This window comes from Pseudomonas cavernae, assembly GCF_003595175.1.
Taxonomy (GTDB): domain Bacteria; phylum Pseudomonadota; class Gammaproteobacteria; order Pseudomonadales; family Pseudomonadaceae; genus Aquipseudomonas; species Aquipseudomonas cavernae.
The window spans coordinates 3,261,274-3,284,159 of record NZ_CP032419.1; the positions used below are offsets into that span (position 1 = coordinate 3,261,274).

At 62.7% G+C, this 22,886-nt stretch carries 19 protein-coding genes, 1 tRNA gene and 1 pseudogene; 7 read left to right on the forward strand and 14 right to left on the reverse strand.

Features of this window, described 5'->3' with window-relative positions; genetic code table 11:
• The first annotated feature begins 14 nt into the window (after positions 1–14).
• Together D3880_RS14825 and D3880_RS14830 are read left to right on the forward strand one after the other, a co-directional pair.
• Entirely contained in the window at positions 15–1,211 is a 1,197-nt protein-coding gene (locus D3880_RS14825; protein ID WP_119894206.1) for an amino acid aminotransferase, read from the forward strand.
• 67 nt (positions 1,212–1,278) lie between these two features.
• Positions 1,279–1,354: transfer RNA gene (locus D3880_RS14830), tRNA-Asn, on the forward strand.
• A gap of 98 nt (positions 1,355–1,452) precedes the next feature.
• Here the strand turns inward: D3880_RS14830 and D3880_RS14835 are convergent.
• The 11 genes from D3880_RS14835 to mtnA form a co-directional block, all read right to left on the reverse strand.
• Positions 1,453–1,794 carry a ComEA family DNA-binding protein gene (locus D3880_RS14835; RefSeq protein ID WP_119894207.1) on the reverse strand — a complete coding sequence of 114 codons (342 nt, stop codon included), beginning with the start codon at positions 1,792–1,794 and terminating at the stop codon, positions 1,453–1,455.
• A 78-nt stretch (positions 1,795–1,872) separates the two neighbouring features.
• Entirely contained in the window at positions 1,873–2,028 is a 156-nt protein-coding gene (locus tag D3880_RS22785) for a hypothetical protein (RefSeq protein ID WP_162935006.1), read from the reverse strand.
• A gap of 41 nt (positions 2,029–2,069) precedes the next feature.
• Positions 2,070–2,351 carry an integration host factor subunit beta gene (ihfB, locus tag D3880_RS14840; protein ID WP_119894208.1) on the reverse strand — a complete coding sequence of 94 codons (282 nt, stop codon included), beginning with the start codon at positions 2,349–2,351 and terminating at the stop codon, positions 2,070–2,072.
• Positions 2,352–2,503: 152 nt separating this feature from the next.
• Positions 2,504–4,183, reverse strand: coding sequence for a 30S ribosomal protein S1 (gene rpsA / locus D3880_RS14845; protein WP_119894209.1), 1,680 nt, complete (start codon positions 4,181–4,183; stop codon positions 2,504–2,506).
• A gap of 121 nt (positions 4,184–4,304) precedes the next feature.
• Entirely contained in the window at positions 4,305–4,994 is a 690-nt protein-coding gene (gene cmk, locus D3880_RS14850) for a (d)CMP kinase (RefSeq protein ID WP_119894210.1), read from the reverse strand.
• Positions 4,994–7,222, reverse strand: coding sequence for a bifunctional prephenate dehydrogenase/3-phosphoshikimate 1-carboxyvinyltransferase (locus D3880_RS14855; RefSeq protein ID WP_420800832.1), 2,229 nt, complete (start codon positions 7,220–7,222; stop codon positions 4,994–4,996). Before D3880_RS14855 ends, cmk begins: the two co-directional genes overlap by 1 nt.
• Positions 7,223–7,226: 4 nt before the next feature.
• Entirely contained in the window at positions 7,227–8,339 is a 1,113-nt protein-coding gene (gene hisC / locus D3880_RS14860) for a histidinol-phosphate transaminase (RefSeq protein ID WP_119894212.1), read from the reverse strand.
• Between the two features lie 26 nt (positions 8,340–8,365).
• On the reverse strand, positions 8,366–9,460 hold the full coding sequence (gene pheA / locus D3880_RS14865) for a prephenate dehydratase (protein ID WP_119894213.1): 1,095 nt from the start codon (positions 9,458–9,460) through the stop codon (positions 8,366–8,368).
• Complete coding sequence (serC, locus tag D3880_RS14870) at positions 9,460–10,545, reverse strand: 3-phosphoserine/phosphohydroxythreonine transaminase (RefSeq protein ID WP_119894214.1); 1,086 nt, start codon at positions 10,543–10,545, stop codon at positions 9,460–9,462. The genes pheA and serC overlap by 1 nt, the downstream gene beginning before the upstream one ends.
• Before the next feature lie 93 nt (positions 10,546–10,638).
• Positions 10,639–13,401 (reverse strand): DNA gyrase subunit A, encoded by a 2,763-nt coding sequence (gene gyrA, locus D3880_RS14875; protein ID WP_119894215.1) that lies wholly within the window; start codon positions 13,399–13,401, stop codon positions 10,639–10,641.
• 236 nt (positions 13,402–13,637) lie between these two features.
• Positions 13,638–14,714 (reverse strand): S-methyl-5-thioribose-1-phosphate isomerase, encoded by a 1,077-nt coding sequence (gene mtnA, locus D3880_RS14880; RefSeq protein WP_119894216.1) that lies wholly within the window; start codon positions 14,712–14,714, stop codon positions 13,638–13,640.
• A gap of 104 nt (positions 14,715–14,818) precedes the next feature.
• Here mtnA and D3880_RS14885 point away from each other — a divergent pair, with 104 nt between their 5' ends.
• The 5 genes from D3880_RS14885 to D3880_RS14905 all read left to right on the forward strand — a co-directional run bounded on the left by D3880_RS14885 (position 14,819) and on the right by D3880_RS14905 (position 19,646).
• Positions 14,819–16,159, forward strand: coding sequence for a TRZ/ATZ family hydrolase (locus tag D3880_RS14885; protein WP_119894217.1), 1,341 nt, complete (start codon positions 14,819–14,821; stop codon positions 16,157–16,159).
• A 22-nt stretch (positions 16,160–16,181) separates the two neighbouring features.
• Positions 16,182–16,880: a bifunctional 2-polyprenyl-6-hydroxyphenol methylase/3-demethylubiquinol 3-O-methyltransferase UbiG gene (gene ubiG, locus D3880_RS14890; RefSeq protein WP_119894218.1), complete on the forward strand. Its 699-nt coding sequence runs from the start codon at positions 16,182–16,184 to the stop codon at positions 16,878–16,880.
• On the forward strand, positions 16,880–17,551 hold the full coding sequence (mupP, locus tag D3880_RS14895; RefSeq protein ID WP_119894219.1) for an N-acetylmuramic acid 6-phosphate phosphatase MupP: 672 nt from the start codon (positions 16,880–16,882) through the stop codon (positions 17,549–17,551). Before ubiG ends, mupP begins: the two co-directional genes overlap by 1 nt.
• Before the next feature lie 97 nt (positions 17,552–17,648).
• Positions 17,649–18,389, forward strand: a complete 741-nt coding sequence (locus tag D3880_RS14900; RefSeq protein WP_119894220.1) for a YciK family oxidoreductase — start codon at positions 17,649–17,651, stop codon at positions 18,387–18,389.
• Between the two features lie 330 nt (positions 18,390–18,719).
• Positions 18,720–19,646 (forward strand): GGDEF domain-containing protein, encoded by a 927-nt coding sequence (locus D3880_RS14905; RefSeq protein WP_119894221.1) that lies wholly within the window; start codon positions 18,720–18,722, stop codon positions 19,644–19,646.
• 65 nt (positions 19,647–19,711) lie between these two features.
• Here D3880_RS14905 and rluB read toward each other — a convergent pair whose 3' ends face one another.
• The 3 genes and pseudogenes from rluB to D3880_RS14920 form a co-directional block, all read right to left on the reverse strand.
• Positions 19,712–20,998 (reverse strand): 23S rRNA pseudouridine(2605) synthase RluB, encoded by a 1,287-nt coding sequence (gene rluB, locus D3880_RS14910; RefSeq protein WP_119894222.1) that lies wholly within the window; start codon positions 20,996–20,998, stop codon positions 19,712–19,714.
• Positions 20,999–21,171: 173 nt separating this feature from the next.
• Positions 21,172–21,921, reverse strand: a pseudogene (scpB, locus tag D3880_RS14915) (SMC-Scp complex subunit ScpB); the annotation flags it as partial.
• A complete protein-coding gene (locus tag D3880_RS14920; protein ID WP_162935053.1) occupies positions 21,921–22,619 on the reverse strand; it encodes a segregation and condensation protein A in 699 nt (232 codons plus the stop codon). The gene D3880_RS14920 and the pseudogene scpB, both read right to left, overlap by 1 nt.
• Positions 22,620–22,886 lie beyond the last annotated feature (267 nt).

Here is a 22,886-nt window from a genome sequence, read left to right on the forward strand (position 1 = left end):
CGAGCTCCCGCCCCATGAGTTTGTTCTCTGCCGTCGAAATGGCTCCGCGTGACCCCATCCTCGGTCTCAACGAAGCGTTCAACGCCGACACCCGCGCCACTAAGGTCAACCTTGGCGTCGGGGTCTATTACAACGAAGAAGGCCGAATTCCGCTGCTGCGCGCCGTCGCCGAAGCCGAGAAGGCGCGCATCGAAGCCCATGCGCCGCGCGGCTACCTGCCAATCGAAGGCATCGCCGCCTATGACAGCGCCGTGCAAAAACTGCTGTTCGGTGCCGACTCCGCCCTGCTGAGCGAAGGCCGCGTGGTCACCACCCAGGCCGTGGGCGGCACCGGCGCACTGAAGACCGGCGCCGACTTCCTCAAGCGCCTACTGCCCAATGCTGTGGTCGCCATCAGCGACCCGAGCTGGGAAAACCACCGCGCGCTGTTCGAGTCCGCCGGCTTCCCGGTGCAGAACTACCGCTACTACGACGCCGCCAGCAATGGCGTGAACCGTGCCGGCCTGCTGGAAGACCTGAAAGCCCTGCCGGCCCGCTCGGTCGTGGTGCTGCACGCCTGCTGCCACAACCCCACGGGCGTCGATCTCAACCTGGACGACTGGAAGGCCATCCTCGAGATCCTGCGCGAACGCGAGCATGTGCCCTTCCTCGACATCGCCTATCAAGGCTTCGGTGACGGCATCGAACAGGATGCCGAGGCCGTGCGTCTGTTCGCCCAGTCCGGACTGAACTTCTTCGTTTCCAGCTCGTTCTCCAAGTCCTTCTCACTGTATGGCGAACGTGTTGGCGCACTGTCTATCGTCACCGACTCGAAGGAAGAAGCGAGTCGTGTGTTGTCGCAAGTCAAACGCGTCATCCGCACCAACTACTCCAACCCACCGACCCACGGCGCCACCGTTGTCGCCTCCGTGCTCAACAGTCCGGAACTGCGCGCCATGTGGGAAGCCGAGCTGGGCGAGATGCGCGAGCGCATCCGCAGCATGCGCATGGCCATGGTCGAACAGCTCGCCAGCCAGGGGACCAAACGCGACTTCAGCTTCGTCGCCCGCCAGCGCGGCATGTTCTCCTACTCCGGCCTGACTGCCGCGCAGGTGGAACGCCTGAAAAACGAGTTCGGCATCTACGCCGTCAGCACCGGCCGCATCTGTGTCGCCGCGCTGAACAACAACAACCTCAATGCCGTTACCAGCGCCATCGCCCAGGTGCTGTAAAGGCGACAAAGGGAAGTCGGCAAAAGCTTGACTTCCCCTTCCTAATCAGTAGGATACGCAGCATTGTTCCGCGATAGCTCAGTCGGTAGAGCAAATGACTGTTAATCATTGGGTCCCTGGTTCGAGTCCAGGTCGCGGAGCCAAATAATAAGCCCCAGCCATTGGCTGGGGTTTTGCTTTTCTAGCGATCCAGAATGCAAAAAGGCCGGTCATGACCGGCCTTTTTCACAGCGTCTCGCGACTAGTTGATGCTCAGCTTTTCGCGATTTTTCTCCAGCGTTGCCGCCCCGATACCCTTCACCTCCAGCAACTCATCCACCGAAGCGAACGGACCATTGGCTTCCCGATAGTCGACGATGGCCTTGGCCTTGACCTCACCAATGCCTATCAGCTCATGCTGAAGAGTCTCGACGTCGGCAGCATTGAGATTCACTTTGCCTTCGACCGCAGCTTCCTTCGCTGGCTGCGTCGCTGAAGCAACAGGCTTGCTGGTCTGGCTTTTAGGGGATTCAGCCGCTACAGCAGCCACGGACAGGCTGGCGAAAACGGCAAACAGGAGGGAGGAAACTCGTCCTTTAAGCATCTTGAAGCTCCATTTGGTTGGGTAGTCCGCGGTACATCCTTGCCCCGCGCCCCAAACTTAGCCTCAACTGAGCGCCTATCAAAGCTCCGAGTTCTGGAACTTTGAACCACGTTGCAGATGAACCCAGTCGGTGATCTCTCTTTCCGGAGAGCATCCACTGACCGGTTCGCGGTTTTCCAGCATGAAGACCGGCGTGCCGAACATCACCAATAAAAGACCAGCACCAAGCAACACGCTCTTAACTCCCCCGACTCAACCGGCGCAAGCCCCCTCCTTTACTCCTCGTTGACGCGATCACGCAATTCCTTGCCGGGCTTGAAGTGCGGTACGAATTTTCCATCCAGGCGTACGGACTCACCGGTCTTCGGGTTGCGCCCTACCCGTGGAGCACGAAAGTGAAGGGAAAAACTACCGAACCCACGGATCTCGATGCGATCCCCAGTTGCGAGGGCCTGCGACATCTGCTCCAACATCGTCTTGATAGCCAGCTCTACATCCTTAGACGAAAGCTGCCCCTGATGAGTGACGATTCGTTCGATCAACTCCGACTTGGTCATAAGTTTTCCCTTCTTTTTCAAGCGGCTAGATCAGCTCTAGGGTGGTTTTAGCATGACCGACCAGCTTTGAACAGCCCGACATTGAGCCAAGAGAAAACCTGAAAAACAAAAAGGGCGACCGAAGTCGCCCTTTCCTATGGATCAATCAGGAATCAGCCCTGATTCTCCATTTGCGCACGAATCAGATCACCAATGGTGGTTGGACCAGTGCTTTCTACTTCCTGCTTACGCAGCTCTTTCAGCGCGTCCTTCTCGTCTTCAACGTCTTTCGACTTGATCGACAAGCTGATCACGCGACTCTTGCGGTCGACGCTGATGATTTTGGCTTCGACTTCGTCACCTTCTTTCAGCACGTTGCGCGCGTCTTCAACGCGATCACGGCTGATTTCGGAGGCTTTCAGCACTGCTTCGATATCGCCGCCCAGGCTGATTACAGCGCCCTTAGCGTCGACTTCCTTGACAGTGCCACGAACGATGGAGCCTTTGTCGTTCAGGGATACATAGCTGGAGAACGGATCGTCTTCCAGTTGCTTGATGCCCAAGGAAATGCGCTCACGCTCCGGATCAACGGAGAGGATGACGGTTTCCAGCTCATCGCCCTTCTTGAAGCGACGCACGGCTTCTTCGCCCTGCTCGTTCCAAGAAATGTCGGACAGGTGAACGAGACCATCGATGCCACCGTCCAGACCGATGAAGATCCCGAAATCGGTGATCGACTTGATGGTGCCGGAGATCTTGTCACCCTTATTGAAACGACCGGAGAAGTCTTCCCATGGGTTGGTTTTGCACTGCTTGATACCCAGGGAGATGCGACGACGCTCTTCGTCGATGTCCAGAACCATAACTTCCACTTCGTCGCCAACCTGTACGACTTTCGACGGATGGATGTTCTTGTTGGTCCAATCCATCTCGGAAACGTGCACCAGACCTTCAACGCCCTCTTCCAGCTCAGCGAAGCAACCGTAATCGGTCAGATTGGTAACACGCGCGGTTACGCGGGTGTTTTCCGGATAACGAGCCTTGATGGCAACCCACGGATCTTCGCCCAGCTGCTTCAGACCCAGGGAAACGCGATTACGCTCGCGATCGTACTTCAGCACTTTCACATCGATCTCATCGCCAACATTGACGATTTCCGACGGATGCTTGATGCGCTTCCAAGCCATGTCGGTGATGTGCAGCAGGCCATCGACGCCGCCCAGGTCCACGAATGCGCCGTAGTCGGTGAGGTTCTTGACAATACCCTTGACTTGCTGGCCTTCCTGCAGGGATTCCAGCAGAGCTTCGCGCTCGGCACTGTTCTCGGCTTCCAGCACACTGCGACGGGAAACGACAACGTTGTTGCGTTTCTGATCGAGTTTGATGACTTTGAACTCGAGCTCTTTGCCTTCCAGGTGGGTGGTATCACGCACCGGACGCACATCGACCAGGGAGCCTGGCAGGAACGCGCGAATGCCATTAACGTCAACGGTGAAGCCACCTTTGACCTTGCCGTTGATAATGCCCTTGACCACTTCTTCAGCGGCGAAAGCAGCTTCCAGAACAATCCAGCTTTCTGCACGCTTGGCTTTTTCACGGGACAGTTTGGTTTCACCGAAACCATCTTCAACCGCGTCCAGCGCAACGTGGACTTCATCACCAACCTTGATGGTCAGCTCGCCTTGTTCGTTGTAGAACTGCTCGAGCGGGATGACGCCTTCGGATTTCAGACCTGCATGGACAGTAACCCAGTCACCATCGATGTCGACAACGATACCGGTGATGATCGCACCCGGCTGCATATCGAGGGTTTTTAGGCTTTCTTCAAAAAGTTCTGCAAAGCTTTCGCTCATGTTGATTCCTGAATTGATCAAGGACGAGAATCCGTCCATCTTCCACATCCCAGACAATGTGGGTTCGTTAAGTAATAGAAGACCGCCGGGACTATGACTGGTTTCCCGTACGCCTCCTTAGTCATCCCGCGAGGTCGCGATCAGCGACTTCACTCAAGATGCGTTCCAGCACCTGCTCGATCGACAACTCGGTGGAATCCAGCAGGATTGCATCGGGAGCCGGCTTGAGAGGAGCGACCGCGCGTTGAGTATCACGCTCGTCGCGCTCACGAATCTCGTCGAGCAGACTCGCGAGATTAACATCATCCCCCCTGCCCTTCAACTGCAGATAACGACGGCGGGCACGCTCTTCGGCGCTGGCGGTGAGAAATATCTTCAGCGGCGCATCGGGAAAGACCACCGTGCCCATGTCGCGACCATCGGCCACCAGGCCCGGCGCCTCGAGAAAGGCGCGCTGGCGCTGCAGCAGGGCCTCGCGCACAGCCGACAGCGCCGCGACCTGCGAAGCGCCGGCACCGACCTGTTCATTGCGAATGGCGTCGGAAACATCGTCACCTTCAAGGATGATGCGCTGCGGCTGACCATTGGCGGCAGCGATAAACTGCACATCCAGATGAGCTGCCAGGACCTTCAAAGCCTCTTCGTTGGTGAGATCGACGCCATGATTGCGCGCCGCAAAGGCCAACAACCGATATAGCGCGCCCGAATCCAACAGCCTCCAGCCCAGTCGTTTCGCCAATAAACCGGCAACAGTGCCTTTTCCAGAACCACTGGGACCGTCGATGGCAATGACTGGAGCCTGGGTACTCATCACTTGCTCTCCTCGGCGACACGAATGCCAACCTGAGCAGCCAGCCCAAGGAAGTTCGGGAAAGACGTCGCCACGTTGGCACAGTCATGAATACGGATTGGCGCAGTGGCGCGCAGCGAGGCAACGCTGAAGGACATGGCAATACGGTGATCGCCATGACTATAGACTTCGCCACCACCGATCGACCCGCCGTCAATGATGATGCCATCTGGAGTCGGTTCGGCCTTGACCCCTAGGGACTGCAGACCATCAGCCATAACCTGAATGCGATCGGACTCCTTGACCCGCAACTCCTCGGCGTCACGCAGCACCGTGCGCCCTTCGGCGCAGGCGGCGGCTACGAACAGCACCGGAAACTCGTCAATGGCCAGCGGTACGAGGTCTTCCGGAATGTCGATGCCTTTCAGCTTGGCACTGCGCACGCGGATATCCGCGACCGGCTCACCGCCGACTTCGCGCTGGTTCTCCAAACTGATATCGGCGCCCATCAGCTTGAGGATGTCAATCACACCGGTGCGCGTCGGGTTGATGCCGACATGCTCGAGCAGCAACTCGGAACCTTCGGCAATGCTCGCCGCGACCAGGAAGAAGGCGGCGGAAGAAATATCCGCCGGCACTTCGATATGGCTAGCGGTCAGCTTATGGCCAGACTCGACGATCGCGGTATTACCATTTACCGCCACCGGGTAGCCAAAGCCACGCAGCATGCGCTCGGTGTGATCACGGGTCGGCGCCGGTTCGGTGACCGCGGTTTCCCCGACAGCATACAGACCGGCAAGCAGCAGACAGGATTTCACCTGGGCGCTGGCCATCGGCATTTCGTAGTTCATGCCAGCCAGGCGTTGGCCGCCCTTGATCTGCAGCGGCGGACGCCCCTCCGGACCGGTCTCGATCACCGCGCCCATCTCACGCAGCGGTTTGGCCACGCGGTTCATGGGCCGCTTGGACAGCGACGCATCACCGGTCAGGGTGGTGTCGAACGGTTGCGCGGCGAGCAGGCCGGACAGCAGGCGCATCGAGGTACCGGAGTTGCCCAAGTAGAGCGGCCCCGGAGGCGACTTCAGGCCGTGCAGACCGACACCATGAATGGTCACCCGACCATGGTGCGGGCCTTCGATGACCACGCCCATGTCACGAAACGCCTGCAGCGTTGCCAAAGCATCCTCGCCCTCGAGGAAGCCCTCCACCTCGGTAGTGCCTTCGGCCAGTGAGCCGAGCATGATCGAGCGGTGGGAGATGGATTTGTCGCCGGGCACGCGAATGCGCCCGGACAGGCTGCCACCGGGATTGGCGAGGTAAATCAGGTCGTTCGAGTGCATGGCGTCCACATAGGCCCGACGGGCCAGGATTTTGCTGAAATGCTCGCGGGCCACCCGGGCGCGGGTGAACACGCCCAGCAGTTGATGCCCGTCCCCTACGTCGACCGCGTCGCGCAGGGCGTCGAGGTCATCGCGAAACGTATCCAAGGTACGCAGCACAGCCTCGCGATTGGCGAGGAAGATGTCGTGCCACATCACCGGATCGCTGCCGGCAATCCGCGTGAAGTCACGGAAACCACCGGCGGCGTAACGAAAAATCTCCAGGTTCTCGCTGCGCTGGGCCAGCGAGTCCACCAGGGTGAAGGCCAGCAAATGCGGCAGATGACTGGTGGCCGCCAGCACCTGATCATGATGCTCGACCTGCATGTGCTCGACATCCGCACCCAGTTCACGCCAGAGCCGGTCGACCAGCACCAAGGCCGCCGAATCGGTTTCCTCCAGCGGTGTGAGAATCACCTTGTGACGACGGAACAGCGTGGTCTTGGCCGCCTCCACGCCGCTCTGCTCGGAACCCGCAATCGGATGCCCAGGCACGAAACGCGCCGGCATGCCGTTGAACGCCTGGCGCGCGGCGCACACCACACTACCCTTGGCGCTGCCAACATCGGTGAGCACCGCATCGCCCAGCTCCAGCTTGGCTAGCTGCGCCAACAGCTTCTCCATGGCCAGAATAGGCACTGCCAGCTGGATCACATCGGCACCACGACAGGCGGCCGCCAGGTCGGTTTCGCAGCGATCCACCACCCCCAGCTCGACGGCCAGACGCCGCGACTCGGCGTCCAGATCAACGCCGACCACCTCACGGAATAGATGCTTGGCGCGCAATCCCTTGGCAAACGAGCCACCAATCAGGCCCAGCCCGACGACCACCAGACGGCCGAAGATAGGCGCATCCGATTGCAATGGCATGACCTCAGCCACGAGCGAGCACCTTGGTTAGCGCCGTCAGGAAGCGTGCGTTTTCCTGCTCGGTGCCGATGGACACGCGCAGGAAGGTAGGCATGCCATAGCCAGCCACCGGACGCACGATCACGCCATCTTGCAGCAGCGCCCGGTTGATCGGCGCCGCATCACGACCGAAATCCACGGCGATGAAGTTGCCGCGCGAGGGAATCCAGCTCAGTCCCAGGGCGCGGAAACCCTGCTCCAGCTGCGCCATGCCGGCATCGTTGACGCGCCGGCTGGCGGCCAGATAGTCGGCATCATCCAGCGCTGCACAGGCAGCCGCCAGAGCCAGGCTGTTGACATTGAACGGCTGACGCACACGGTTGAGCACATCGGCGACCTGCGCCGAGGACACGCCATAGCCGACCCGCAGCGAAGCCAAGCCATAGGCCTTGGAGAAGGTACGCGAGACCAGCAGATTCGGGTATTGCGCCAGGTAATTCAGGCCATCCGGCAATTCGTCGCCTTCGGCATACTCGATATAGGCCTCATCCAGCACCACCAGCACATTGCCCGGCACTCGTGCGAGAAACTCGGCCAGCGCCTGCGGGCCGAACCAGGTGCCGGTCGGGTTGTTGGGGTTGGCGATGAACACCACACGGGTGTTGGCGTCGATTGCGGCCAGCATGGCTTCGAGGTCATGACCGTAGCCCTGGGCCGGCACCACCTTGCCTTCGGCACCTACCGCCTGAGTGGCGATCGGATAGACGGCAAAGGCGTACTGGCTGAACACCGCGTTCAGCCCTGGCGCCAGGAAGGCGCGAGCAACCAGATCGAGGATGTCATTGGAGCCATTGCCCAGAGTCACCTGCGCCGGCTGCACACCACAACGTGCGGCCAGCTTGCGCTTCAGCTCAAAACCGTTGCCGTCCGGGTAGCGGGTCAGCTCGGCCAGCTCCGCGCGGATCGCCTCCAGCGCTTTCGGGCTGGGGCCCAGCGGGTTTTCGTTACTGGCCAGTTTGACGATGCCGACCGGATCGAGATTTAGCTCGCGGGCCAACTCATCGACCGGCTTGCCCGGCACGTAGGGCGAAAGTTTTTGCACGCCCGGCACTGCACGGGCGAGGAAGTCGCAACTCATGGGCGCTCCTTGGGAATCGCTGGGGCTCAGAGAACCGCCTTCGGATAGGAGCCCAGCACCTTCAGTGCCACGGCTTCCTGATTGATCTTCTCCAGCACATCCTTGATCAGCGGGTCACGGTGATGGCCGACGAAGTCGATAAAGAACACATAGGTCCACTTGCCACTGCGCGACGGGCGGGTCTCGATGCGGGTGAGGTCGATGCCATTGGTATGGAACGGTACCAATAGCTCATGCAGCGCACCCGGCTTGTTGCGCATGGAGACGATGACCGAGGTCTTGTCGTCGCCGGTCGGTGGTACTTCCTGGCTGCCGATGATGAGGAAGCGCGTGGAATTGTCCGGGCGGTCCTCGATTTTCTCGAAGAGCTTGGTCAATCCATAGAGATTCGCCGCCATATCGCCGGCAATCGCCGCCGAGTTCCACTCGCTTTTCACTCGCTTGGCCGCATCGGCGTTGCTGGAAACCGCCACGCGCTCGACGTTTGGATAATGCGAGTCCAGCCACTTGCGGCACTGTGCTAGCGACTGGGCATGGGAATAGATGCGGGTGATGCGGTCGGTCTTGGTGGTATCGCCGACCAGCAGGTGGTGGTGAATACGCAACTCGACTTCGCCGCAAATGACCATGTCGTGCTCGAGGAAGCTGTCGAGGGTGTGGTTGACCGCCCCCTCGGTGGAGTTTTCCACCGGCACCACGCCGAAGTTCACCGCGCCGGCGGCGACCTCGCGGAACACCTCGTCGATCGCCGCCATTGGCGTGCTGATCACCGCATGGCCAAAATGCTTGAGTGCGGCGGCCTGGGTGAAGGTGCCTTCAGGACCGAGATAGGCGACCTTGAGCGGCTGCTCCAGGGCTAGGCAAGACGACATGATCTCGCGGAACAAACGGGCCATTTCCTCATTGCCCAACGGCCCCTTGTTCAGCTCCATGATGTGCTTGAGCACCCAGGCTTCACGCTCGGGACGGTAGAACACCGGCGTCTCGCCTTCGCCCAGGGTCTTCATCTTGACCCGCGCCACTTCCTGCGCGCAGCGGGCGCGCTCGCTGATCAGACCGAGGATCTGCTCGTCGAGGCTGTCGATGCGCACGCGCAGGGCTTTGAGTTCCAGCTCGGACATCAGCCGTGCTCCTTCTCGAACTCAGCCATGTAGGCCACCAGGGCTTCCACGGCGTCGAGACCGACCGCGTTATAGATCGAAGCACGCATACCGCCGACCGAACGATGCCCCTTGAGATTAAGCAGGCCACGCGCCTCGGCACCGACCAGGAACGGTTTGTCCAGGCGCTCGTCGGCGAGGCGGAACGGCACGTTCATCCAGGAGCGGGCACTCACTGCGATCGGGTTGCTGTATAGCCTGCTGCTATCGATGGCCTTGTACAGCAGCTCCTGCTTGGCGCGGTTGCGCTGCTCCATGGCGGCCACGCCGCCCTGCTCCTTCAGCCACTCAAACACCAGGCCGGCGAGGTACCAGGAGAAGGTCGCCGGGGTGTTGTACATCGAGCCGTGGTCGGCGGCGACCTTGTAGTTGAGCATGGTCGGGCAGCTGGAGCGAGCACGGCCGAGCAGGTCTTCACGGACGATGACCACGACCAACCCGGATGGGCCGATATTCTTCTGTGCGCCGGCGTAGATCAGGCCGAACTTCGACACGTCGACCGGGCGCGAGAGGATGTCCGAGGACATATCCACTACCAGCGGCACGTCGCCAACCTCGGGTATCCAGTCAAACTGCAGGCCGCCGATGGTCTCGTTGCTGGCGTAGTGCAGGTAGGCCGCGTCTTTCGACAATTGCCACTCATTCTGCGCCGGGATGGCGAAGTAGTCGGAGCCCTTGGCACTGGCAGCGACATTGACGCTGCCGAAGCGCCGCGCCTCTTCGAGGCTCTTCTTCGACCAGATGCCGGTGTCGATGTAGTCGGCCACGCCGCCTTCCGGCAGCAGGTTGAGCGGAATCTCGGCGAACTGCTGGCTGGCGCCGCCCTGCAGGAACAGCACCTTGTAGTTGGAGGGAATGGACAGCAAGTCGCGCAGATCCTGCTCGGCCTTTTCGGCTATCGCCACGTACTCGTCGCTGCGATGGCTCATCTCCATCACCGACAGGCCTTTGCCCTGCCAGTCGAGGAGTTCCGCCTGGGCGCGTTGCAGAACGGCTTCGGGAAGCGCGGCCGGGCCGGCGCAGAAGTTATAGGCTCGCTTGCTCACATCCACTCTCACTAAGGTAAGGCGAACGACACTGCGTCATTCGCCGCTATTGCCTGCCACTGCGGATCGCGCGGAGCGTGATCCGCCCTACCCTTACTCCTCGCCAGCCGGAACCTCGGGCACCACTTCCACCGCGACCTCGCCGGCTTCGCGGCTCTCGTCGCCTTCCAGATCGTCGCCCTCGACTTCCGACGGCTCCTGCACACGCTCCAGGCCGACCAGGGTTTCATCGCTGGCCAGCTTGATCAGGGTCACGCCCTGAGTGTTGCGCGACAGGCTGGAAACCTCGTCGACGCGGGTGCGCACCAGGGTGCCCTGGTCGGAAATCAGCATGATTTCTTCACCGTCCAGCACCTGGATGGCGCCGACCAGCCTGCCGTTACGTTCGTTGCTGACCATGGCGATCACGCCCTGGCCGCCGCGCCCGCGCTTGGGGAACTCGTCCATGGCCGTGCGCTTGCCGTAACCGCGTTCGGACGCCGTGAGAATCTGTGCGCCCTGCTCGGGAATCAGCATGGAGATGATGTGTTGCCCCTCGGCCAGACGCATGCCGCGCACGCCACGGGCAGTACGCCCCATGGTGCGCACCTTGCTCTCCTTGAAGCGGATAACCTTGCCGCCATCGGAGAACATCATCACTTCACGGGCACCGTCAGTCACGGCGGCAGCGATCAGGGTGTCGCCCTCTTCCAGCCGCAGCGCGATCAGACCGGAGCTGCGCGGCTTGCTGAACTGCACCAGCGGAGTCTTCTTCACGGTGCCGTTAGCAGTGGCCATGAAGATATAGGCGCCGGTAGTCTCATCCTTATCTTCTGCGCCTTCAGCCTCGTCGCCGTCTTCGTCGTCAGCCAGATCCTCGACTTCGTCCTGCTCGACCAATACACCCTCAATATCATCCTGCTCTTCGCCTTCCAGCGCCTGCTGGCGCAAGGCTTCCAGATCCACCTGCAGCATCGCGGTGATGCGCTCGCCCTCGTCTAGCGGCAGCAGATTGACCATCGGGCGACCACGCGCGGTACGCGAGGCTTCCGGAATCTCGAAGGTGCGCAGCCAGTAGACCTTGCCCTTGCTGGAGAACAGCAACAGCGTGGCGTGGCTGTTGGCGACCAGCAGGTGCTCGATGTAGTCCTCGTCCTTCACCCCGGTGGCCGACTTGCCTTTGCCACCCCGACGCTGGGCCTGATAGGCCGCCAGCGGCTGGGACTTGGCGTAGCCACCATGGGAAATGGTGACCACGCGCTCTTCTTCGGTGATCAGATCGGCGATGGTCAGGTCGACCTGGGAGGCGACGATCTCGGTACGACGATCATCACCGAAGTCAGCCTTGACCTGCTCCAGCTCCTCGCGGATGACCTCCATCAGACGCAACGGGTTGGTCAGGATGCGGATCAGCTCGCCGATCTGGGTGAGGATCTCCTGGTACTCGGTCAGCAGCTTCTCGTGCTCCAGACCAGTCAGGCGGTGCAGACGCAGCTCGAGGATCGCCTGGGCCTGATCGGGCGACAGGTAGTACTTGCCTTCACGCAGGCCGAATTGCGGATCGAGGTCCTCCGGGCGGCAGGCTTCAGCCCCGGCGCGCTCGACCATGGACTCCACGGCGCTGGATTCCCAGGCGGTGGCGATCAGGCGTTCCTTGGCCTCGGCCGGCGTCGGCGAGGTCTTGATCAGCTCGATCACCGGATCGATGTTGGACAGCGCGACGGCCTGACCTTCGAGGATGTGGCCACGCTCGCGGGCCTTGCGCAACTCGTAGACGGTCCGCCGAGTCACCACTTCGCGGCGGTGACGGACGAAGACCTCGAGCATGTCCTTGAGGTTCAGGGTGCGCGGCTGGCCATCGACCAGAGCCACCACGTTGATGCCGAACACACTCTGCATCTGGGTTTGGGCATAGAGGTTGTTGAGCACCACCTCGCCTACTTCGCCACGGCGCAGCTCGATGACCACGCGCATGCCGTCCTTGTCCGACTCGTCGCGCAGTTCGGTGATACCTTCGAGCTTCTTCTCCTTAACCAGCTCGGCGATCTTCTCGATCAGCCGCGCCTTGTTCAGCTGATAGGGCAGCTCGGTGACGATGATCTGCTGGCGACCACCGACCTTGTCGATGTCTTCGATCTCGGCACGGGCGCGCATATAGATGCGCCCACGGCCAGTGCGATAAGCCTCGATGATGCCGGCGCGACCGTTGATGATGCCCGCGGTAGGGAAATCCGGACCGGGGATGTACTGCATCAACTCATCGACGGTCAGCTCCGGGTTGTCGATCAGCGCCAGGCAGCCGTCGATCACTTCGCGCAGGTTGTGCGGCGGAATGTTGGTGGCCATACCCACGGCGATGCCGCTGGAACCGTTGACCAGCAGGTTGGGAATCTTGGTCGGCATGACCGCCGGGATCTGCTCGGTACCGTCGTAGTTGGGCACCCAGTCGACGGTTTCCTTGTCGAGGTCGGCCAGCAGCTCATGGGCCAGCTTGGCCATGCGCACTTCGGTGTAGCGCATGGCCGCGGCGTTGTCGCCGTCCACCGAACCGAAGTTGCCTTGACCGTCCACCAGCAGGTAACGCAGCGAGAATGGTTGGGCCATTCGCACGATGGTGTCGTACACCGCGGTGTCGCCGTGCGGGTGGTACTTACCGATCACGTCACCGACCACACGGGCGGACTTCTTGTAGGGCTTGTTCCAGTCGTTGCCCAGCTCGCTCATGGCGAACAGCACGCGCCGGTGCACCGGTTTCAAACCATCGCGCGCATCCGGCAGCGCACGACCGACGATCACGCTCATCGCGTAGTCGAGGTAAGACTGTTTCAGCTCGTCTTCGATATTGACCGGTAGAATTTCTTTGGCCAGTTCGCCCATGAGAAACCTGGTTCCTTTTTCTAGTGAAACTTCACACCGCCCTTCCTGAGTGGCGCGAAGCTCGCCATTGCCAGCCAATAGCCAGCAACGACTCACGACAAATCAACGAGTTAAGCCATGGATCTGCGCAGTTGGGAAGACCAAAGTCGGCCCCCTTGAGAACTGCCGGAGATTACCATAAACGCCGCCCCCGCACCTAGCCCGGCCGACACCGGCAAGAGCGGCTGCAGATCGCCTCAGTGCAGGCGTTTACGACACATCAATTGCGCCATTTTCGCCGCATCGGGACGCTCGACCACGCCCTTCTCGGTGACGATGTAGTCGATCAGATCGGCCGGAGTGACATCGAACACCGGATTGACCGCCTCCACCTCGGCCGCCACCCGCTGCCCGCCGAGCTCAAGCAACTCGCTGCCGGCACGTTCCTCGATGGGGATGTCATCGCCACTTTCCAGATTCATGTCGATGGTCGAACTGGGCGCCACCACCATGAAGCGCACGCCGTGGTGCATGGCGTTGACCGCCAGCTGATAGGTGCCGATCTTGTTGGCCACGTCGCCATTGGCGGTGATGCGATCGGCGCCGACTATGACCCAGGTAATACCCTTGGTCTTCATCAGGTGAGCCGCCGCCGAATCGGCATTCAGGCTGACAGGAATGCCTTCGTTGATCAGCTCCCAGGCAGTCAGCCGCGACCCTTGCAGCCAGGGCCGGGTTTCGTCGGCATAGACGCGCTCGACCAGTCCATCCAGATAGGCCGCACGGATCACCCCCAGCGCCGTGCCGAAGCCGCCGGTGGCCAGGGCGCCGGTGTTGCAGTGGGTCAGCAGGGCCTGGGGATTACCCTGATGCTTGCGAATCAGGTCGACACCGAGTTGGGCCATGGTCAGATTGGCCTCGCGGTCGCTGAGATGGATGGCCACGGCCTCCGCCTCCAGCGCCAGCAACGGATCCTCGCCCGGCTTCAGGCGCCCCAGGCGCTCGCGCATGCAATTGAGCGCCCAGAACAGGTTGACCGCAGTCGGCCGCGACTCGGCCAGCCGCTGAAAGTCCTCCTCCAGCGCCGCCTGCCAGTCACCGCCAGCAGCCAGCCGCGCACGCACACCCAACGCCACCCCGTAAGCAGCACTGATGCCAATAGCCGGCGCACCGCGCACCACCATGCTCCGGATCGCCTCAGCTACCGCCTCTGCGGACTCGTAGGCCAGCCAGCGCTCTTCGAGCGGCAGCAGGCGCTGATCGAGCAGATACAGTACGCCACCCCGCCAATCGATGGCCTTCACCTTCTCCGCCGCCAACAATTGCTCGCGCATGGCCTACCCCCCTCAGAAACAAAAGCCGCGGATTATAGCGAGCCGCCCTGCGAGGCGCTCGGGTATACTGCGACCTCCGCAGAATACCCCGCTGGAAACCCATCATGCCTGACCCGTCTGCCCCACTCGACCTGCTGCTGCTGCCAACCTGGCTGGTACCGGTCGAACCGGCGGGCGTGGTCTTGCAGGATCACGGCCTGGGCATCCGCGACGGGCGCATCGCCCTGATCGCCCCGCGCGCCGAGGCGTTGCGCCAGCCGGCCAAGGCCATCCGCGAACTGCCAGGCAGCCTGCTCACCCCCGGCCTGATCAACGCCCACGGCCATGCGGCGATGAGCCTGTTCCGCGGCCTGGCCGACGACCTGCAACTGATGACCTGGCTGCAGGAGCACATCTGGCCGGCGGAGGCCAAGTGGGTGGATGAGAACTTCGTCCGCGACGGCACTGAACTGGCCATCGCCGAACAGCTGAAAGGCGGCATCACCTGCTTCGCCGACATGTACTTCTTCCCGGAAATCGCCAGCGAACTGGTGCACAAGAGCGGCATTCGCGCGCAGATCAGCATCCCGGTGCTGGACTTCCCCACCCCCGGCGCGCGCGATGCCGACGAGGCGCTGCGCAAGGGCCTGGCGCTGTTCGACGACCTGCGCCTGCATCCGCGGATCAAGGTGGCGTTCGGCCCCCACGCCCCTTATTCGGTGAGCAACGACAAGCTGGAAAACATCCGCGTGCTGGCCGAGGAACTGGACGCCGGCATCCATATGCACGTGCAGGAAACCGCCTTCGAGGTGCAGCAGAGCCTGGAACTGCACGGTGAACGGCCGCTGGCGCGCCTCGCTCGGCTCGGCCTGCTCGGCCCGCGCTTCCAGGCCGTGCACCTGACTCAGGTCGACGACGACGACCTGGCCCTGCTGGTGGCAAGCAACAGCAGCGTGATCCACTGCCCGGAATCCAATCTCAAGCTGGCCAGCGGCTTCTGCCCGGTGGAGCGTCTATGGCAGGCCGGCGTCAATGTGGCGGTCGGCACCGACGGTGCAGCCAGCAACAACGACCTCGACCTGCTTGGCGAAACCCGCACCGCGGCCCTGCTGGCCAAGGCCGTGGCCGGCTCGGCGACCGCCCTGGATGCCCATCGCGCCCTGCGCATGGCCACCCTCAACGGCGCCCGCGCCCTCGGCCTGGATGAAGAAACCGGCTCGCTGGAAGTCGGCAAGAGCGCCGACCTGGTCGCCTTCGACCTCTCGCGCCTGGCCCAGCAACCGGTCTACGACCCGGTGTCGCAGCTGATTTATGCCAGCGGCCGCGACTGCGTGCAGCACCTCTGGGTCGGCGGCAAGCAGCTGCTGGATGCCGGCCAGCTGACCCGCCTGGACGAGCAGCGCATTACCGCCACTGCCCGCAGCTGGGGCGAGCGCATCGCCGGGCAGCGCGGCGCCGGCCACTGAATTTCGTTTCATAGGAGCCTTTATGAGCAACGTCGATCACGCTGAAATCGCCAAATTCGAGGCCCTGGCCCACCGCTGGTGGGACCGCGAGAGCGAATTCAAGCCGCTGCACGACATCAACCCGTTGCGCGTCAACTGGATCGACGAGCGTGCCAAGCTGGCCGGCAAGAAAGTGCTGGACATCGGCTGCGGCGGCGGCATCCTCAGCGAGGCCATGGCCCAGCGCGGCGCCACCGTCATGGGCATCGACATGGGTGAAGCGCCGCTGGCCGTGGCCCAGTTGCATCAGCTGGAATCCGGCGTCGAGGTCGAGTACCGGCAGATCACCGCCGAGGACCTGGCCGAGGAAATGCCCGCGCAGTTCGACGTGGTCACCTGCCTGGAAATGCTCGAGCACGTGCCCGACCCGGCTTCGGTGATCAGCGCCTGCCAGCGCCTGGTCAAGCCCGGCGGCCAGGTGTTCTTCTCCACCATCAACCGCAACCCCAAGGCCTACCTGTTCGCCATCGTCGGCGCGGAATACCTGATGCGCCTGCTGCCACGCGGTACTCACGACTTCAAGAAGTTCATCCGCCCCTCCGAACTAGGGGCCTGGAGCCGCGCCGCCGGCCTGCAAGTCAAGGACATCATCGGCCTGACCTACAACCCGCTGACCAAGCACTACAAGCTGGCCGCGGATGTCGACGTCAACTACATGATCCATACGCTCAAGGAGGAGTGATGCGTCTACAAGCAGTACTTTTCGACATGGATGGCACCCTGCTCGACAGCGCGCCGGACTTCATCGCCGTGACCCAGGCCATGCGCGCGGCTCGCGATCTGCCGCCGCTGGCTGACAAGGTGATCCGCGATCAGGTGTCGGGCGGCGCCCGCGCCATGGTCGCCACCGGCTTCGCCATCGACCCGCAAGATCCGGCCTTCGAGGCCCTGCGCCTGGAGTTCCTGGAACGCTATCAAGACCATTGCGCGGTGCTGACCCGGCCGTTCGACGGCATTCCCGAGCTGCTCGCCGACATCGAACAGGCCAAGCTGATCTGGGGCGTGGTGACCAACAAGCCGGTGCGTTACGCCGAGCCGATCATGCAGCAACTGGGCCTGGCGCAGCGCTCGGCGGTGCTGATCTGCCCGGACCATGTGACCAACAGCAAACCCGATCCGGAAATGCTGCTACTGGCCTGCCAGCAGCTGGACCTGGACCCGGCCAGCGTGCTGTTCATCGGCGACGACCTGCGCGACATCGAGGCCGGCCGCGCCGCCGGCACCAAGACCGCGGCGGTCACCTACGGCTACATCCACCCGGACGACAATGTCCGTCACTGGGGCGCCGACGTCGTCGTCGACCATCCGTTGGAGCTGCGCACGGTGCTCGATCAGGCGCTGTGCAGCTGCTGAGTGCCCAAGCGTAGGGTGGAAAACCGCAAAGCGTTTTCCACCAAGTGCCGGTGGATGCAAGAGCGGCATCCACCCTACCCATGAGAGAGATTTTGTGATGTTCGACTATTCCGCCCGCCCCGACCTCCTGCAAGATCGAGTGATCCTAGTCACCGGCGCCGGCCGCGGCATTGGCGCGGCGGCGGCCAAAACCTTCGCCACCCATGGCGCTACCGTCCTGCTAGTGGGCAAGACCGAAGAAAACCTCAACCAGGTCTACGACGAGATCGAGGCGGCCGGCCATCCGCAGCCGGTGGTCATTCCCTTCAACCTGGAAACCGCGCTGCCGCACCAGTACGACGAGCTGGCGGCAATGATCGAAACGGAGTTCGGTCATCTCGACGGCCTGCTGCACAACGCCTCCATCGTCGGTCCGCGCACGCCCATCGAACAGCTCTCCGGTGAAAACTTCATGCGCGTCATGCACATCAACGTCAACGCCATGTTCATGCTGACCAGCACCCTATTGCCGCTGCTCAAACTGTCCAAGGATGCCTCCGTAGTGTTCACCTCCAGCAGTGTTGGTCGCAAGGGCAAGGCTTACTGGGGCGCTTATGGCGTGTCCAAGTTCGCCACCGAGGGCCTGATGCAGACCCTCGCCGACGAACTGGACGGCACCAGCGCCGTGCGCGCCAATAGCATCAACCCCGGCGCCACCCGCACCAGCATGCGTGCCCTGGCCTATCCCGGGGAGAACCCGGCGAACAATCCACTGCCCGAGACCATCATGCCGGTCTACCTCTACCTCATGGGCCCCGACAGCCAGGGCGTCAACGGCCAGGCCTTCGACGCGCAATAACCCGGCACTGCACAACCTCTCGCGCCAAAACCTTCGGCAGCGCTAAGCCCACCACCACCCTGGGCTTAGCCTGTCAGCGCCTCTTCCTCCGACGCACACTGCACCGGCCCACGAGCAGCCCGGCCAACGCCGGAAAACCGGCAACTCACTTATGTGACCGGCATCACATTGCCAGCATTTCGCCAAACAACCGGCAAAAGATAGCCGCCAGCCACCCTGCATTAGCAGCAAGTCATTGAAATTCATGAATTTTAATAAAATTGAACCGACTGGCACGGAATTCGCTCTAACCCCGTTGTCGTCGCGCGATGCGCCAGAGGTTCTACATTCATGGTTCCCCCGAGCAAAACCAACACCATCGATTTCGATGCCGCCAAGCTGCAGCGCCTGGGCTTTGCCGGCACACGCACGCCTTCGCTGCGACCGATCAGCCTGGGCCAACTGCGCCAGCAACTGAACCTGCAATTGCAGACCAGCCTGGAAATCGAAAAGATCCTCGCAGTGCTCTTCCGCGAAGTGCAGCGCCTGATCCCCCTGGCGGCCCTGGCCTACCAACAGCCGGCCAGCAACCTGCGCCTGGAACTCGGCGAGCGCGCCACCCACTCGGCCGGCTACCACCTGAGCCATGAGGGCGAATACCTTGGCGAACTGATTTTCCGCCGTAACCTGCGCTTCAGCGACGACGAACTGGGCCAGCTCGAGTCCCTGCTCGCCAGCCTGCTGTTCCCGCTGCGCAACGCCCTGCTCTACCGCACCGCCCTGCAGAGCGCCCTGCGCGACCCGCTGACCGGCACCGGCAACCGCATCGCCATGGACCAGGCCCTGCAGCGCGAGGTCGACCTGGCGCGGCGCAACCTGCAGCCACTGTCCTTGCTGATGATCGACATCGACCACTTCAAGCGAATCAACGACAGCTACGGCCACAGTATCGGTGACGAGGTGCTCAAGGCCGTGGCTGCGACCCTCAAGGGCCAGCTGCGCAATATCGACATGGTGTTCCGCTTCGGCGGCGAAGAGTTCCTTATCCTCCTCTCCAATACCAACCGTGAAGCCGCCGCCCTGGTCGGTGAGCGCCTGCGCCATGGGGTGTTGAAGCTGCAATGCGCGGTACAGGAACAGGTGCTCGAACTGTCCGTCAGCCTCGGCTGCGCTACCCTGCTGCCCGGCGAGTCAACCGACAGCCTGCTGCGCCGCGCCGACAATGCGCTGTACGTCGCCAAGCGTGACGGCCGCAACCGCCTGACCATGGCGGGCTGAGTTCAGCCAAAGCCGAAGCCAATAAAAAAGGGACTCGACGAGTCCCTTTTTTATTCATTGCCGGTTTATTCCGGCTTGCGCCCACGGCCAAAGCCCGGCCGCTGCCCTTCAGCCGCCGGCGGCCGGCGCTTGGCCGGTGCTGGCTTGCGTGCCGGACGATCGGCCAGCTCCACCGCCGGACGCCCGGCCTTGCCGCCGCCCGAACGTTTCTTGTTCACGTCAGCAGGCCGCTCAGCCACCGGCGTGCCACGCTTGCCGGCCGGTCGTGGGGCGCGCTCGGCCGACTCGCCGCGCTTTGGATTACGTGACGGACGCTGCTCGGCGCCGTCACGTGGTGCGCGAACCGGACGCTCAGCGCCATCACGTGGCGCACGAACCGGACGTTCGGCACCGTCGCGCGGTGCGCGCGCCGGACGCTCGGCGCCATCACGCTGCGGACGCGCCGGACGCCCGCCTTCGGCACGCGGGCCGGCACCAGGGCGCAAGGTGCGCTCCGGACGCGCGGCACGACCGACCGGCTTGGCCGATTTGCGCTGTAGACGATCGAGCTTGTCGCGGGCCTTTTCCTTCATCGCCGGCAGCTCTACCGCCTCCAGGCCGACTTCGGCGCTGAGGATGTCGATTTCACGCTGCCCCATCTCGCGCCAGCGGCCCATGCTCAGGTCGGAGGTGAGGAACACCGGACCGAAGCGCACGCGCTTCAGGCGGCTCACCACCAGACCCTGGGACTCCCATAGGCGGCGCACTTCGCGGTTGCGGCCTTCCATCACCACGCAGTGATACCAGTGGTTGAAGCCTTCGCCGCCGGGTGCTTGCTGGATATCAGTGAATTTCGCCGGACCGTCTTCGAGCATCACGCCGGTCTTCAGGCGCTCGATCATCTCGTCGTCGACCTCGCCGCGCACGCGCACGGCGTACTCGCGGTCCATCTGGTAGGACGGGTGCATCAGCCGGTTGGCCAGTTCGCCGTCGGTGGTGAACAGCAGCAGACCGGTGGTATTGATGTCGAGACGGCCGATGTTGATCCAGCGCCCTTCCTTCGGCTTCGGCAGGCGATCGAACACGGTCGGCCGACCTTCCGGGTCGTCGCGGGTGCAGATCTCGCCATCGGGCTTGTTGTAGATCAGCACGCGGCGCACGGTCTCGCGCTGCTCCTCGCGCTTGAGCAGGCGGCCATCGACGGTGATGGCGTCATGCAGATCGACGCGCTGGCCCAGGCCGGCGACCACGCCGTTGACCTTGACCCGGCCTTCGCTGATCCAGGCTTCGGCGTCGCGACGCGAGGCGAGGCCGATGCGGGCCAGGACTTTCTGCAGTTTTTCCCCGCTGGGGCTGTATTCGGACTCACTCATGCTAGGCACCTCCCGGTGTGTCAATCGGTGAAAGGGCGCGCATCATACGCGGATCACTGTCACGGCGCACGCGACAACGGACATGGGGTGAGGCTAGTCGAGCGCCTGCGGCCTGTCAGCCCTGGCGCCGGCCGCTGGTGGCCAGTTCCTCAATGCTGCGTTGCCGGCGTCTCGTCCTCGTCCGGCGCCAACGGCTCGGCGGGCTCGGCCAGGTCGTCGAAGTCGGTCCTCAGGTCCTGCTCCATGGCATCCAGTTCGGCCAGCAGACTGCTGAAGCTGAGCTCATCGCGCGGTAGCACGTCGGCCTCCGGCGCGCTGAGGTCGGCCCGCGCCTGCAGCGCCTCCGGCACCGGCAGATCCTCATCGAAGCCCAGCACCGGCTCGGGCTCCAGCTCACGCAGAACGGCCAGCGGCGGCAGTTCGTCGAGATTCTTCAGGTTGAAATGGTCGAGAAACACCTTGGTGGTGGCGAACATCGCCGGCTTGCCGGGCACATCGCGATAGCCGACCACGCGGATCCACTCGCGCTCGATCAAGGTTTTGACGATATGGCTGTTGACTGCGACGCCACGGATATCCTCGATCTCCCCGCGGGTGATCGGCTGGCGATAGGCGATCAGCGCCAAAGTTTCCAGCAGGGCGCGGGAATAGCGCTGCGGGCGCTCCTCCCACAGCCGCCCGACCCAGGGCGCGAAGCTCTCGCGCACCTGCAGACGGTAGCCGGAGGCGACCTCCTTCAACTCGAATGCCCGCCCTTTGCAGGAGCGGCCGAGAATCGCCAGGGCCTCCTTGAACAGCGCCGGCTCCGGCCGCTCGCCTTCTTCGAACAGCTCTTGGAGACGCTCCAGCGATTGCGGTTTGCCGGCGGCGAGGAGAATGGCTTCCAGCAGCGAGGCCAGTTGCTTGGGATCTGAAAGGTTCATCATTCCACTCGTGCCCGCACGTGGATGGCTGCAAAGGGCTCATTCTGCACCAGCTCGACCAGCGATTCCTTGATCAGCTCGAGCACCGCCATAAAGGTCACCACCACGCCGAGACGCCCTTCCTCGGCCAGGAACAGCTCGACGAAAGGCACGAAACCGCCGCCCTTCAGGCGTTCGAGCACTTCGCTCATGCGCTCGCGGGTGGACAGCGCCTCGCGGGTAACCTGGTGGCTCTCGAACATGTCGGCGCGGCGCAGCACTTCGGCCATCGACACCAATAGCTCCTCCAGGCTGATTTCCGGCAGCAGCTTGCGCGCCCGCGCCTCCGGGGCGTCCAGGCGCGGCACATTGAGGTCGCGGCCGACCCGCGGCAGCAGGTCGAGGCCCTCGGCCGCCACCTTGTAGCGTTCGTATTCCTGCAGACGGCGAATCAGCTCGGCGCGCGGGTCATCCTCTTCCGCCTCCACCTCGGCGGAGCGCGGCAGCAGCATGCGCGACTTGATCTCGGCGAGCATGGCGGCCATCACCAGATACTCGGCGGCCAGCTCCAGGCGCACCGACTTCATCAGCTCGACATAGCCCATGTATTGGTGGGTGATGTCCGCCACCGGAATGTCGAGGATATCGATGTTCTGCTTGCGGATCAGGTACAGCAGCAGGTCGAGTGGCCCTTCGAAGGCTTCGAGAAAGACCTCCAGGGCGTCCGGCGGGATATACAGATCCTGCGGCAGCTCGGTGACCGCCTGGCCATAGACCAGGGCGAACGGCAGCTCCTGCTGGGCGCCGGCCTGGCTCGCGGAAGGGTCGTCGGGCGAAATGTCCTGCATGGCGTTCTCGTGCTCAGGGTGGCCGGCAAGCGGCACTACTCATGGAGGAACCGCCTGAGCGGTGTCGGGGTCAACCGTAAGAGCGTCGCTGCAACATTCTATCGACTTAAAAGAATTGCTGTCGCCGCACTCGGTGCC